We start from the raw sequence: 12,197 nt of genomic DNA on the forward strand, positions 1-12,197 counted from the left end.
ATCGGTAGGCATAATGTTATGTCAGAAAAAAACCCGCCTGTAAATGCGGGTTTTAGGGTTGCCCTATAGCGCTAACTTATTGGTTAGAGCGCAAGCTTGGGTAGCGTTTTAGACTCCATGCACACCAGAGCAAACTGACCAAGCCGAATATTGCACCGGCGTAACCAATCACTGACAGCCCCAGTGCATTGCTAATTTGTCCCCCTAACAGCGCCCCTGCACCAATACCGATGTTATAAATACCGGACATCAGTGACATGGCGACATCTGTTGCATCGGGTGCGAGCGATAGCACCCTGATTTGTAGAGCCAAATTAATCATCATCATCGCGATCCCCCATACCACACAGAGCGCAATAGTTTCGATGTTGTGACCTGCGGTGACATAGAGGAGCGCCATACATAAGGTGATGAGGAAAATCGCACCAAGCAGAAGCCCTGAGGGGAATTTCTTTCCTAATGCGCTGAATAGTGTGCTACCAAAAATTCCCGCACCACCGAAGAGTAACAGGAGTAGGGTAGTAAAGTTGGCGCTCTGTAAAGCCACCGCTTGGATAAACGGCTCAATATAGCTGTAGGCTGTATAATGTGCAGTCACCACGATGGTTACCAGCAAATAGAGGCAGACCAGCGGTGGGCGACGAAAGAGTTCAGGCACGCTCTTCAACGACCCAGTGTGTTCACTGTGAAGTTTAGGTAGCAGACGGGCAAGCATGATCATCAATATGAATGATGAGACGCCAATTAAGCCAAAGGTCGCACGCCACCCAAGATATTGGCCAATGATCCGTCCAATAGGAACCCCTAATACCATGGCAAGGGCGGTACCCGTTGCTAACATACTGAGTGCTTGCGTTCGCTTACCCATCGGGGCAATGCGGATCACCAACGAGGCGTTAATCGACCAGAAAATCGCATGGGTAATCGCAATGCCGATACGAGAAGCAATTAGGGCATTAAAATCCCAAGCGAACGCCGACAAAACATGGCTGATGGCGAACAGAATAAGTAATACCACCAACAAAAAGCGTCGTTCAATATTACGCGTAACCAACATCAGCGGTAAAGAGAGCAGAGCTACACACCATGCGTAGATAGTCAACATAATCCCGACATCGGCCGTCTTCATCTGGTAAGACGTGGCGATGTCTGAGAGTAAGCCAACCGGCACAAACTCCGTAGTATTGAAGATAAAAGCCGAGATCGCCAGCAAGAGTACTCGCAGCCATGCCACTTTACGCGGGACGGGAGGAATATCCTCTTGAGGGGAGGAAGTCATTGAAGGTTCTACAATCATAGAATTCTTATTTGCCCAAAATTAACGTGATATAGATCACAATATAGTGTCAAGGATGCAGATTCAACATCTACTGTAATCAGTATAATCAATATGTCAGCAGGCGCCATCTTTGACCCTCCCACTACGATAGTGACTCGCGGCAATAAGCAAGGGATTTTAATCTTTTTACGTCCCTATTTTGGGCAATAAAAGGCGACTCTCTCCCTTGCCCATGTCTCAATCCTCAATATTCGCTGAGGTGTTAATCCACATAAACTTTGCGTTAACGCAATTCTCGCTTAAGAAGAACTAATTAGACTAACGCTCTCTCGATTGGCATTTAGGGAAATACATCATAGTGAATAAAGTTTTTATTACGGGGACTGATACTGCCGTAGGAAAGACCGTGGTCTCACTCGCATTATTACAAATGCTCCGACAACAGGATATCGTCTGCGCCGGCTATAAGCCGTTATCGCAAAATGCCCAGCTGACTGAACAGGGTTTACAGTGTGTCGATGCGCAATTACTCCAGCAAGCTTCAACCATCGCCCTGGATTATGACAGGGTTAATCCCTATCCTTTTACGGGAAGTGAGGTCAGCACTGGGGCCATTACCACGGTTAACGAACGACAACTTACCACAGGGATGTCGTTTATTGAGGGGCAGGTCGAGCGGTTAGTTATTGAAGGCACTGGCGGGTGGCATAGCCGAATTAATACTCAGAATCCATTATCTGATTGGGTGATTAAACAAAAAATCCCCGTTATTTTAGTGGTAGGAATAAAATTGGGCTGTATTAACCATGCCATTTTGACGGCAGAATCCATTTTACAGCAGGGTGGGGAGGTAGTGGGGTGGGTAGCGAACCGCATCAATCCCGGTTTAGAAGAGTATCAACAACTCATTACCTTACTCACACAGCACATCGCCGCGCCTAAAATTGGGGAAATCCCCTATATTCCTCATGCCCACCAAAAAGATCTTGCAGCCTATTTTACTACACAGCCGCTGGCCAACTTTTTTACTCGTTAAAAAAAACAGGGCATTACGCCCTGTTAAGATATGATTAAGGTGAAACCGTTGAGGAAGCCGTACCGGAATTATCATCGCCGGTACGCTTGTAGACAATTTTCTGCTGATCGTTCTCACAATGTCCAACGACTAATCCGCCTTGTTGTTCAGCTTGGTCATTAGGAACAACGTCTAATGAAAAGGCCGACTCCGCGACACCGTTTTGGATTATTTTCTGCTGAATGTCCGCTTTTACTGACTCGCATGACGCATAGGATAGCGTTGGGGCCAGCACCATCACCGTCAATAATGTTAAGCCTAATTTTTTCATGACCTCTTCCTTAGATTAAGGTTGAACGGGGCGTCCGGTTTGGCGATCAAGACAACGTAGCGTTGTCGGTTCCCAATAAGCATTGAGGTTAAGACTTTGCTGACAGGCTTCTTTCGTATCGATGGCGCGATCGAGGCGATTGAAGTCCTTTTCGTTGCGCGTATTCATTTTCTTACGGAGTGAACGGGTGTCGTCCCACTGTTCTTTATGCTCGCGAGAAAGCTCATTACTATAGTTGGTGTGGCCATTGTCAATGATAAGGTGCTCTGTCTGAGCCAGCGCCGACGGAGCCACTGAGCCTAAGCAGCTTAGTAGTAACGCTGCGGGTAACATCCTGGTTGCAATCTTCATTGGTTTTACCTTACAGTTAATACGATAACGCTTACCCAATAAGTTTAGCACAATCGCGTCCATTTAAGACGGTGATCGCTTAAGATTTGTCGACACGTAAACCCGCATACGATTGACTTACTGGCATCATTTCAAGGGTATTAATATTGACATGTGCGGGTAGGGTGGCGACCCAATAGACAGCCTCTGTCACATCTTCGGGCGTCAGTGCTTGCGTACCTTGATAAACATTGGCCGCTTTATCGTTATCACCCTTAAAGCGAATAGTTGAAAATTCTGTCCCGCCAACCAATCCTGGCTCGATATTGGTGACACGAACGGCTGTGCCATGCAGGTCGGTCCGCAAATTCAAGCTAAATTGTCGAACGAATGCCTTCGTCGCACCGTATACGTTTCCGCCTTCATAAGGCCAGTTTCCTGCAGTCGAACCAATATTGATGATATGGCCTTTATTACGTTTCACCATGGCAGGCAATACGGCACGAGAGACATACATTACCCCTTTGGTATTGGTATCAACCATGGTTTCCCAATCTTTCGGGTCAGCCTCTTGTGCATGGCCCAGACCCAGCGCTAGGCCAGCATTATTCACGACAACATCTATTTCTTGCCAGGCATTAGGCAGTGACGAAAGTTGCTGCGCTATCGCACTATAATCTCTCACATCAAGTACGAGAGGGTAAAAGTCATCACCCAACTGGTTTTTTAGGGCTTGCAAACGCTCTTCTCGACGCCCAGTACCAATCACTTTGTGGCCCTGTTTGATGAAATGTTTAGTAATCGCTTCACCAAAACCTGATGTGACACCTGTAACTAAAATAATCATGCGTGCTTCCTAAATGAATGAGTGATGAACTTACCATAGCATCCCTTTTCTAAGGCCGCTCTATTTTTGCTTTACAAAATATGGCGATATCGCCAAGGTGATTGGGGCGCTTCCAGGTAGTGGAATTGGCATATGCCTTGCACGACACCGTTTAATTTTAAGAAGGAATTTTCATGCGTTATGCAATCAGAGCGTCTTTTTTCGATTTTACGTCTCGCTTAGACGATGTGACCTTCGCCAGTCAGCATGCTCGCTATATTGAAGACGGGCTGCTACTGATTAATCAAGGAAAAATCGATGCATTGTTCGAGTGGGAAAATCGTGACCAATCCCCTAAGTGGCATGACTACACCTTTTATGATTTGCGCGGTAAGCTCATCATGCCAGGATTCGTTGATACGCATATCCATTTTCCGCAGATTGGTATGGTGGGTTCATGGGGGGAGCAACTGTTAGAGTGGTTAGAAGAGTATACCTTTCCTGCGGAGAGTGAATATCAGGATACAGCTTTTGCCGAACAGATGGCGTCAACATTCCTCGATCAGTGTTTAGAAAACGGCACCACTTCAGCCTTGATCTTTGGGTCGGTGCATCATGGGGCGACGGAGGCGTTATTTGCAGCCGCGGACCAACGAGAAATGCGCATCATCGCGGGCAAGGTCATGATGGATCGTTTCGTGCCAGAAGCCTTGTGTGAGGAGGTATCGGACAGTTATCAGCAAACCAAACAGTTAATCGAGCGCTGGCATAACAAAGGTCGCCTTCATTATGCATTAACCCCAAGGTTTGCACCAACCTCGACACCGGCACTACTGAGTGCGGTCAGTCAGCTGAAACGTGAATACCCAGACGTATGGATACAAACGCATCTCAGTGAAAACCCACAAGAGATTGCCTGGGTTAACGAATTGTTTCCCGAACATCACAATTACCTCGCGGTTTACCACCATTATGCGTTAACCGGCCCCAAAAGTGTGTTTGCGCATTGTCTCCATCTGGAGGAGTCTGAATGGCAATGCTTGGCAGAAACCGGGTCGTCTATCAGCTTTTGTCCCACCTCTAATCTATTCTTAGGTAGCGGTCTATTTAATTTACGCAAGGCGCATCAGCACAAGGTTAACATAGGGATGGGTACCGATATCGGTGCAGGGACCAGTTTCTCGATATTACGTACCTTGTCTGAGGCTTATAAGGTTCAGCAATTACAGCACTATTCCTTGACGGTAGCGGAAGCCTATTATCATGCTACCTTAGGGGGAGCAGTCTCTCTGTCGTTGGATGACAAAATTGGCAGCTTTATGCCCGGCAAAGAGGCCGACTTTATCGTTATCGATTTCGCCGTGACGCCTTTACAGACGCTACGACAATCACGGTGTCGCGATATTTGGGAGCGACTGTTTGTATTGATGACCCTGGGGGATGAGCGAAATATCCGTCAAACCTGGGTAAATGGGCGCTGTGCCTTCCAGCGCCACGAGATGCACGCTTAGCCTAAGGGGCCACCTTCAATCGTTTCGCATAGCCCGGCGAGAATACGTTCGCCGGTCTCCGAGCGTAGTTCCTGGTACCAGGCCTCCGTCTGTTGCGGATTGACGGCATGGGTCACTTCACAACGCTTACGAGCTTTGAGGACTAAATCTCTTGTGCGTACCGTTCGGCGTTGCTGATAACGCTGCAAGCTGTCCTCAATACCCAGTGAGTGACTGGCTAGGATCTCGGCTAACACTACGGCATCCTCGATAGCCGCGCAGCCTCCTTGGCCGATATCTGGAGTCGTACTGTGCGCGGCATCCCCAAGAAGCGCGACGCGACCTTTTACAAACTGATCAAAAGGGTCGATATCGTGGATTTCGACACGATTGGTGGTTGAAACGTCGAGGGTATCGATCAAGGTCTGTACCGCCGGGCACCAACCCGCAAAGTAATTTTTGAGATCTGCTTTTAAGGTTTCTCTGTTTTCAGCTAATCCTAAAGGTAAAGGGACATCGAAAAAGAAGTAAAAACGTTGTTCACTGACCGGCATAAGTGACACGCGTTTGCCTTCACCAACATAGGTTGTCCACTGCGACGCGGGCGCGATCGCTTCATCTACCGCGACTAACCCATTCCAGTTCACATACCCGGCATAGCGTCTCGGAGCCGCTTTCTCTAACACGTAGGGACGCGCAACCGAGTGAGTGCCATCGGCGGCGATAAGAAAATCCCCTTGAGCCTGTGAGCCATCTTCGAAGGTGACTGTGACGCCTTCACTATTTTGATCGATGGCCACAAGTCGCATACCAAACTGAATCCGGCTTTTACCATAGTGGTCAATAAGCATGTTTTGTAATTCGGCTCGTACCACTGGGTAAGGTTTTTCCCCTACACGCTGGACTAAAGGAGCCATACTAAATTGTGTGAGGGGGGAAGCGTTACGATAATCAAAGTACGCCATGGTGCGCATATCGCCACCAATCGCTTTAATTTTTTCACCCATGCCGAGTGCATTCAGACACTTCACCCCATTTGGCCAGATAGAGATGGCTGCGCCGACCGGTTTCATCTCTTTTACCGCTTCGAATACTTGAGTCGAAAACCCTTTTTTCTCAAGGGCTATTGCACTCGACATCCCACCAATACCCGCCCCAATGACAATTGCTTTCATAGTAAACTCCTTGCTAACAGATACTCAGTCTTTGCAACTTTTGTACCAAGAGTGATATTGACGTTTCATTGGTTTCAGCGGTAAATGATTCACTCACGTCGCATCGGGTGAGTGATATGCTTGCACCATAAAGGGACATTGCACTATTGTAGGGACAACACTTAAGGAGACTGATTATGAAAAGAATAAAGTTGGCAGGATGGGTATTGACCGGATTGAGTGGACTCACTGCGATGTCAGTCAGTGCCAGTGAGCCATTGAAGGCTTATCCGGCCACACTACCGGGGTTACACCGTCACGTTATTCAACTCCCAGTATTAACCAACGAAGATGATCAACAAGTTGAATTGCTCATAGGAAAAGAAGAGCAGGTAGACTGTAATGCGACATCGCTTATGGGGACCCTGACGTCTGAAACGGTGCAGGGTTGGGGGTATGACTATTATCAGGTGGACATAAAGCCAGGGCGAATTTCTACCAAGATGGCCTGTATCAATCAAAGACTGCAGAAAAAATTTATCACGTTACCGTTGAACACCTCGCAACGCTTCATCCGCTACAATAGTAAGCTGCCGATTGTGGTCTATGCTCCGCAAGATATAGAGGTTAAGTATCGCGTTTGGCAAGCTAACCCAAAGGTTATGAACGCGGAACAGAAGTAGTGAAGAAGAAGCGCCCTCTGTGAGGGCGCTTTACGCTGATTAATGCGAGGATAAAATAGTGCTCACTTGTGACGCTGTCACTTTATCGTGTTTGCCAGCAAAACGTCCACGCACATAGTTAGTCAACTCTGCTAGCTGTTGATCATCAAGAGTATGATGATAGCCAGGCATTGACCAAGAGAACTGTCCCAAGGTTTGAGGCGTTTTTGCGCCATCAGCAATAACGCGAATTAAACTTGCGGGATTGTCCGCTGTGACTAGCAGGTTATGGTGCAATGACGGAATGACATTAGGCGTACCTTGCCCCTCTTTGCCATGACAGGTAGAGCAATACCGTAGATAGTTTTTATCTGGGTCGGTCATTGAAACCTGTAGTGCTAGAGTTTGCTGATTGCTCTCAATCCGTATCGAGTGTAAATACAGACCGATTGCCTGGGCATCACTGTCGGTTAAATACTGGGTACTGTGTGTGATCACTGAAGACATCGGTCCAGTCACTGCGCTGGTGGCATTATGGCCCGACTTCAGGATTAGGGCGGTCTGTGCGGCGTCGTAAGGGAGTTGACGCAGAGAAGGGGCGTACCATCCTTCGATTTCAGCACCGGAAAGGTAGCTTTTACTCGCGGCCGTTAACCCTTTCTCCTGCATCATCCACCCACGCGGGGTGTGACAAGCACCGCAGTGTCCCGGCCCTTCCACTAACCAGGCCCCACGCTTAAGCGGATCGCTCTGCTCGCTTGAAGGACTACTGTCTACTGGATGAGGCGCGTTAATAGCGTTCCAAATGCGCAATGGCCAGCGTGCGGCGAGATACCAAGGAATGTCATTATCGCGGTTAGGCTGATCGACGGCCTTCACGCCCTGCATAAAATAAGTATAAAGGGGGTGAATATCCTGATCACTTAACTTTGCATAAGCGTTATAAGGCATGGCGGGATAGAGGCGTTGACCATTTTTCGCCACCCCCTCACGCACTGCACGAGAAAATTGAGCTTCGCTGTAATCGCCGATGCCATGTTGCTTATCTGGGCTGATATTAGTGGAATAGAGTGTGCCAATAGGTAATTCAAATTTTACACCACCAGCATAAGGTTTCGCACTGTCTTGAGTATGACATGCCATACAATCGGCTGCTCGTGCCAGATATTCCCCTTGGGAAATGAGATCACTATTCGGAGACGCATAACTCTGCAGAGAAACAAGAAATAAGCCCGCTAATCCTAATTGACGTTTCATGATGTTGCTCCTTGAGGCGCGGATAACTCATTCACTGCTCTCCAGGCTTGGTCAATGGCAGCATGAGCGTAAGGGCTCCAATCGGAATCCGAATTAGCGATGACCACATGACCGAATGGCTGACGGGCAGCCTTGATGGTTTTCTCTGCTTCTTCTTCATCATCGTATAAGGTGTTAACGATGTAAGAATAGCCATGTGCCCAACGATTGACGGTAATGCCCAAAATATCCTGTTGGTGATCAAACCCAGCCTCACCGAGCATTCCTTGAAGCTGTTCACGGATCATCGTCTCAAAGGTACTGAAGGGGGTACCGAGTAACCACGCCCGGCCTTTACGCGACTGTTCGCGGTTAGATAAGCCACTTCCCGGCAGTGTGGGAACATGCACCATATGCAGACAAATTGGCTTATTCGGATCACGGGGATGGCGGTACTCACCCATATCGACTGGGAAGTCGAGTTTTACCATACTAAACGGCGCGGCGGGGGAATACACATCGTGGACCCCCAATTTCTGAAACGCGCGCCATTGGCGGATGACCACATTACAATAGACTAATGGGGCTTTGACATTTTGATGCAGGGCTGTCTTTTGTGCCTCCGGTAATTCCGGCATCAACCAAGGAATAATCATGTTATAACACGCCATGACCACTTTATTAGCGGAGACCTTATGCAGTTCGCCTTGCTCGAAATAGCTGACTTCTGCAAGGTTATCCTGATTGGTCACGTTCACGACTGTACTATTAAGGCGTAACCGCACGGGATGATCGTTGCGATCGAGTTGCGAGTAATCAAATTCCGCTGTCACACAATCATGCATGGTATCGCCGGGCGCGACACTCGGTATTAAGCGGCGTACCATCATCCGTGCGAGACCGGCATTGCCGTCAGGGAAGTGGTAAATATAGGGGTCAGTCAATTCAGCTTGGTCTTCGGGATCGAGTGCGGGGAGTCCCATGGCTTCAAAACCCGGTAGACCACAGAGTTGAGCATCATTACAGGCTGTCGCATCAATCCCAACCGCTTGGAAGTCATTGGTCATTTGTTGGAAATAGGCAATCGCGGTTTGAGATAGGCCGACCTTATCTTTCAGAAAGGTTAAATAACTGTTTTTAGCTAACCAATCTACCTTTTGCTGAGTATCCATACCCGCTAGATAATCTTTAGAGAGGGTATGCAATAGAATCAGTGCTTGGCGATCTTCCGATGAGAGCGGGAAATCATTAATGTAATCGGTAATAGGGCGGCCATTACGACGATTGGGGGGAATATCATCAGCGACTACGCCATCCGGATCGCCACTGACCCGCTTATCTTCACCAAAGTGGGCTTTGTCGAAATAGACCCCACGGCTAAGGTTAAGGTCCGGATAAAAGTTAACGTCAAAATCCTTCGCCATCTGCTGGATATCAACATTCAGTGATTTCAGTAGCGACAAGACGACCGGGCTATAAATATGGGTAGGGGATTGGAATGATTCGCTGCCGCCATAGCCAATGATAGTGCCCTCAGGGGTAGAAAACTCATTACGCTTCGCATGGCCGCCAAAATCGTCGTGGTTATCCAGTAGCAAGATACGCTGGTCTTTCCCCATCTTCTGTTGCCAAAATAGCGCACTGGCCAGACCGCTTAATCCTGCCCCCACAATCAGGAGATCATAGTGTTCTTTCGACGACAATTTTTTAACCGCCGGGATCAGCCCTTCGCGGCCAATTTTATGCGCCATTTCAAAGGATCCCGGATGGTTACCTCGCATTCCCATCAATGCTGGTGGGTAATAGCGGTTATTTTCTGCGGTCATCGCTGCATAAGTGAGTTTAAAGGGTGTTAGACCGGCAGCTAAAGTGATAGCCGTGCCATTTAAAAAATCACGCCGAGTAATAGGCATGTCATTCTCCATTGCTTCTTATTGTAATCGAGTTATTCTGCCGCCAAAGGTACCGATTTTTGCTCTTTTCTTCCATGCTAGTCGATAGTAAACGTGATGCTTAATGCAATTACCCAATATAGAGGTAAGTTTTAAGGTTTTCTGTTCACAGATGCAGCGTTGATAACACGCCGATGAGGTGTGAAGGGCACGTTATCGCCTCCATCGTTCGTTCGAAAATGTTACCCTCAGGGACTTAATGGGTCACTACCAATGACCTATAGCGACACCTGAATGAGGGGTAAACCATGACACGTAAAGTTGCACTGATTACTGGCGGAAGCCGCGGGATTGGCGCAGCCATCGCTCGCCAATTAGCCGAACAAGGATTCGATATTGCCATCTCCTTCGCGCGTAATAAGGCCAAAGCCGATGAAGTCGCGGAGCAAATCACTGCGCTAGGTCGTAAAGTTGCACTAATTCAAGCAGACGGTTCAACGGTTGAAGGCAACCAATTGGTGATCAGGGAGACGGTGAAACAGTTAGGCCGCCTGGATGCCTTGGTATGTAATGCAGGGATCGGCAATCATAAACCTATTACTGAAGTGACCAGCGAGGATATTGACGCGGTGATTAACCTCAATTTACGCGGAATGATGATTGAAACCAGCGAGGCGGTAAAAGTGATGGGTGAGGGCGGCCGTATTGTATTAATGGGCTCAGCTTTCGCAGGACGTGTACCCTTCGGCGGTCTCTCCGTCTACGCGGCGACCAAAGCCGGATTACGTGGATTCGCACAAGGGGTGGCACGTGATCTTGGAAAAAAAGGAATTACTATCAACGTGTTAGAACCCGGCCCGATCGATACCGATCTAAATCCCGCTGATACCGAAGATGCTAAATATTTGAGTAGCTTTGTGGCAACGGGGTCTTATGGCCATGTGAGTGACATCGCCAATGCGGTTGGATTTTTAGTCAGTGAGCAGGCTGGCTATATCACCGGCATCGCGATGCCGGTTGACGGGGGATTACTGGCGTAAACTTTAGGATTAGGCATCTGAGGATGCCTAGTCGGTTATTTCTCCACCTGACCGATAAGCTCATCCACTTTCGCGACGTCGATAGTAAGTGAGGAATAGGCTTCGCTAGTCGGATTACTGATTTCGATAGTCTGTTTGACTTGGTAATCGACTACCGCGTTAGCGGCGGTAAAGGACAGCACATGACCACTGATTTTATGGTCATCACTGAGAAAGTGGAAGTGAAAGCCGGGCACGGAGATCCGTCCAAATAACTCCGGTGTCCAAAAACCAATCAGTTGGCCGGCAATTTCCTTATGCGTATCCACTTGCTGTGCATCCGACATCTCTTTAACGGTGCGAGTTTGCGATTCATCGCGCTGCGGACGGCGAATAACCAGTTCATCAAAGCGGCTCTTCACATTAACGGCTAAGAAAATATTTTTTATCGCCAGCCGTTCTGCTAGGCGCTGATCAAGGTTTTTATCCTGTATATTCGTAGCCTCAAACGAATTTTCCGCCACAAAATCGGTGACTTGTAAAAAGGGAAGGTGGCGATCAGCAAGTTGATGCAGTGATTCGCCCGCCGTCGCCTCCCAGAACTCGCCGTTACAGATCGTGAGTTCGCCGCTGATCCCACAGGAGCACCCTAATCCAAACAGCGTAGGGCTATGGCTGTTTTGGAGTGAAAAATCGCCAGCAAAGTGACCAGACATTAGGGCACCTATAGTGGAATATTGTATAATCTTGCTCATAACATCTCCGATTGATAACGAAGTAAACCGCCATCGACGTTTAGGGTTAACACATTGATATAGCTATTTTTCACTGATTAAGCGTAGTCGTGCTTGCGCAATATCGCTAGGCCGACTTTTATAATCAGCATAGCCTTGCCGGGTGGTATATTTTTTAGGTAAACCAATAATCATACCCGTTCATCATAAAGTATATTATAGCCGACCC

12 protein-coding genes are annotated in these 12,197 nt (G+C 48.1%); 4 read left to right on the forward strand and 8 right to left on the reverse strand.

Annotated elements, in window-relative coordinates; genetic code table 11:
* Positions 1 to 76: 76 nt before the first annotated feature.
* Positions 77 to 1,279: a sugar transporter gene (locus tag BMX14_RS04885; protein ID WP_092674240.1), complete on the reverse strand. Its 1,203-nt coding sequence runs from the start codon at positions 1,277 to 1,279 to the stop codon at positions 77 to 79.
* Between the two features lie 358 nt (positions 1,280 to 1,637).
* Between BMX14_RS04885 and bioD the strand changes: the two genes are divergently transcribed.
* The gene (bioD, locus tag BMX14_RS04890) at positions 1,638 to 2,315 is read left to right on the forward strand and encodes a dethiobiotin synthase (protein WP_230527302.1); all 678 of its coding nucleotides are present in this window, start codon (positions 1,638 to 1,640) and stop codon (positions 2,313 to 2,315) included.
* A gap of 34 nt (positions 2,316 to 2,349) precedes the next feature.
* On the opposite strand, the gene BMX14_RS04895 is transcribed toward bioD, so the two are convergent.
* The 3 genes from BMX14_RS04895 to ydfG form a co-directional block, all read right to left on the reverse strand.
* Positions 2,350 to 2,625: a DUF1161 domain-containing protein gene (locus BMX14_RS04895; protein ID WP_092673642.1), complete on the reverse strand. Its 276-nt coding sequence runs from the start codon at positions 2,623 to 2,625 to the stop codon at positions 2,350 to 2,352.
* A 15-nt stretch (positions 2,626 to 2,640) separates the two neighbouring features.
* The gene (locus BMX14_RS04900) at positions 2,641 to 2,976 is read right to left on the reverse strand and encodes a DUF1283 family protein (protein ID WP_092673644.1); all 336 of its coding nucleotides are present in this window, start codon (positions 2,974 to 2,976) and stop codon (positions 2,641 to 2,643) included.
* A gap of 79 nt (positions 2,977 to 3,055) precedes the next feature.
* Positions 3,056 to 3,802 (reverse strand): bifunctional NADP-dependent 3-hydroxy acid dehydrogenase/3-hydroxypropionate dehydrogenase YdfG, encoded by a 747-nt coding sequence (gene ydfG / locus BMX14_RS04905; protein WP_092673647.1) that lies wholly within the window; start codon positions 3,800 to 3,802, stop codon positions 3,056 to 3,058.
* A 173-nt stretch (positions 3,803 to 3,975) separates the two neighbouring features.
* On the opposite strand from ydfG, the gene guaD reads away from it, so the two are divergent.
* Positions 3,976 to 5,292 (forward strand): guanine deaminase, encoded by a 1,317-nt coding sequence (gene guaD / locus BMX14_RS04910; RefSeq protein ID WP_092673650.1) that lies wholly within the window; start codon positions 3,976 to 3,978, stop codon positions 5,290 to 5,292.
* On the opposite strand, the gene hpxO is transcribed toward guaD, so the two are convergent.
* Positions 5,289 to 6,446, reverse strand: coding sequence for an FAD-dependent urate hydroxylase HpxO (gene hpxO / locus BMX14_RS04915; protein ID WP_092673653.1), 1,158 nt, complete (start codon positions 6,444 to 6,446; stop codon positions 5,289 to 5,291). The two genes, guaD and hpxO, sit on opposite strands and share 4 nt — an antisense overlap.
* A 176-nt stretch (positions 6,447 to 6,622) precedes the next feature.
* Here hpxO and eco point away from each other — a divergent pair, with 176 nt between their 5' ends.
* Positions 6,623 to 7,108, forward strand: a complete 486-nt coding sequence (eco, locus tag BMX14_RS04920) for a serine protease inhibitor ecotin (protein ID WP_092673656.1) — start codon at positions 6,623 to 6,625, stop codon at positions 7,106 to 7,108.
* Between the two features lie 39 nt (positions 7,109 to 7,147).
* On the opposite strand, the gene BMX14_RS04925 is transcribed toward eco, so the two are convergent.
* Both BMX14_RS04925 and BMX14_RS04930 read right to left on the reverse strand, forming a co-directional pair.
* Positions 7,148 to 8,344: a c-type cytochrome gene (locus BMX14_RS04925; protein WP_092673659.1), complete on the reverse strand. Its 1,197-nt coding sequence runs from the start codon at positions 8,342 to 8,344 to the stop codon at positions 7,148 to 7,150.
* Positions 8,341 to 10,236: an NAD(P)-binding protein gene (locus tag BMX14_RS04930; RefSeq protein WP_092673661.1), complete on the reverse strand. Its 1,896-nt coding sequence runs from the start codon at positions 10,234 to 10,236 to the stop codon at positions 8,341 to 8,343. Before BMX14_RS04930 ends, BMX14_RS04925 begins: the two co-directional genes overlap by 4 nt.
* A gap of 287 nt (positions 10,237 to 10,523) precedes the next feature.
* Here BMX14_RS04930 and BMX14_RS04935 point away from each other — a divergent pair, with 287 nt between their 5' ends.
* Positions 10,524 to 11,255: an SDR family NAD(P)-dependent oxidoreductase gene (locus BMX14_RS04935; RefSeq protein ID WP_092673664.1), complete on the forward strand. Its 732-nt coding sequence runs from the start codon at positions 10,524 to 10,526 to the stop codon at positions 11,253 to 11,255.
* A gap of 35 nt (positions 11,256 to 11,290) precedes the next feature.
* Here BMX14_RS04935 and BMX14_RS04940 read toward each other — a convergent pair whose 3' ends face one another.
* Positions 11,291 to 11,989 carry an acetolactate decarboxylase gene (locus BMX14_RS04940; RefSeq protein WP_092673667.1) on the reverse strand — a complete coding sequence of 233 codons (699 nt, stop codon included), beginning with the start codon at positions 11,987 to 11,989 and terminating at the stop codon, positions 11,291 to 11,293.
* Positions 11,990 to 12,197 lie beyond the last annotated feature (208 nt).

The organism is Rosenbergiella nectarea (assembly GCF_900111105.1).
GTDB lineage: Bacteria > Pseudomonadota > Gammaproteobacteria > Enterobacterales > Enterobacteriaceae > Rosenbergiella > Rosenbergiella nectarea.

Coding starts and splice junctions, on each gene's coding strand:
- BMX14_RS04930 (WP_092673661.1), bottom strand. CDS start 10,236: ATGCCTATTACTCGGCGTGATTTTTTAAATGGCACGGCTATCACTTTA.
- BMX14_RS04940 (WP_092673667.1), bottom strand. CDS start 11,989: ATGAGCAAGATTATACAATATTCCACTATAGGTGCCCTAATGTCTGGT.
- hpxO (WP_092673653.1), bottom strand. CDS start 6,446: ATGAAAGCAATTGTCATTGGGGCGGGTATTGGTGGGATGTCGAGTGCA.
- BMX14_RS04935 (WP_092673664.1), top strand. CDS start 10,524: ATGACACGTAAAGTTGCACTGATTACTGGCGGAAGCCGCGGGATTGGC.
- guaD (WP_092673650.1), top strand. CDS start 3,976: ATGCGTTATGCAATCAGAGCGTCTTTTTTCGATTTTACGTCTCGCTTA.
- eco (WP_092673656.1), top strand. CDS start 6,623: ATGAAAAGAATAAAGTTGGCAGGATGGGTATTGACCGGATTGAGTGGA.
- BMX14_RS04885 (WP_092674240.1), bottom strand. CDS start 1,279: ATGACTTCCTCCCCTCAAGAGGATATTCCTCCCGTCCCGCGTAAAGTG.
- BMX14_RS04925 (WP_092673659.1), bottom strand. CDS start 8,344: ATGAAACGTCAATTAGGATTAGCGGGCTTATTTCTTGTTTCTCTGCAG.
- BMX14_RS04900 (WP_092673644.1), bottom strand. CDS start 2,976: ATGAAGATTGCAACCAGGATGTTACCCGCAGCGTTACTACTAAGCTGC.
- ydfG (WP_092673647.1), bottom strand. CDS start 3,802: ATGATTATTTTAGTTACAGGTGTCACATCAGGTTTTGGTGAAGCGATT.
- BMX14_RS04895 (WP_092673642.1), bottom strand. CDS start 2,625: ATGAAAAAATTAGGCTTAACATTATTGACGGTGATGGTGCTGGCCCCA.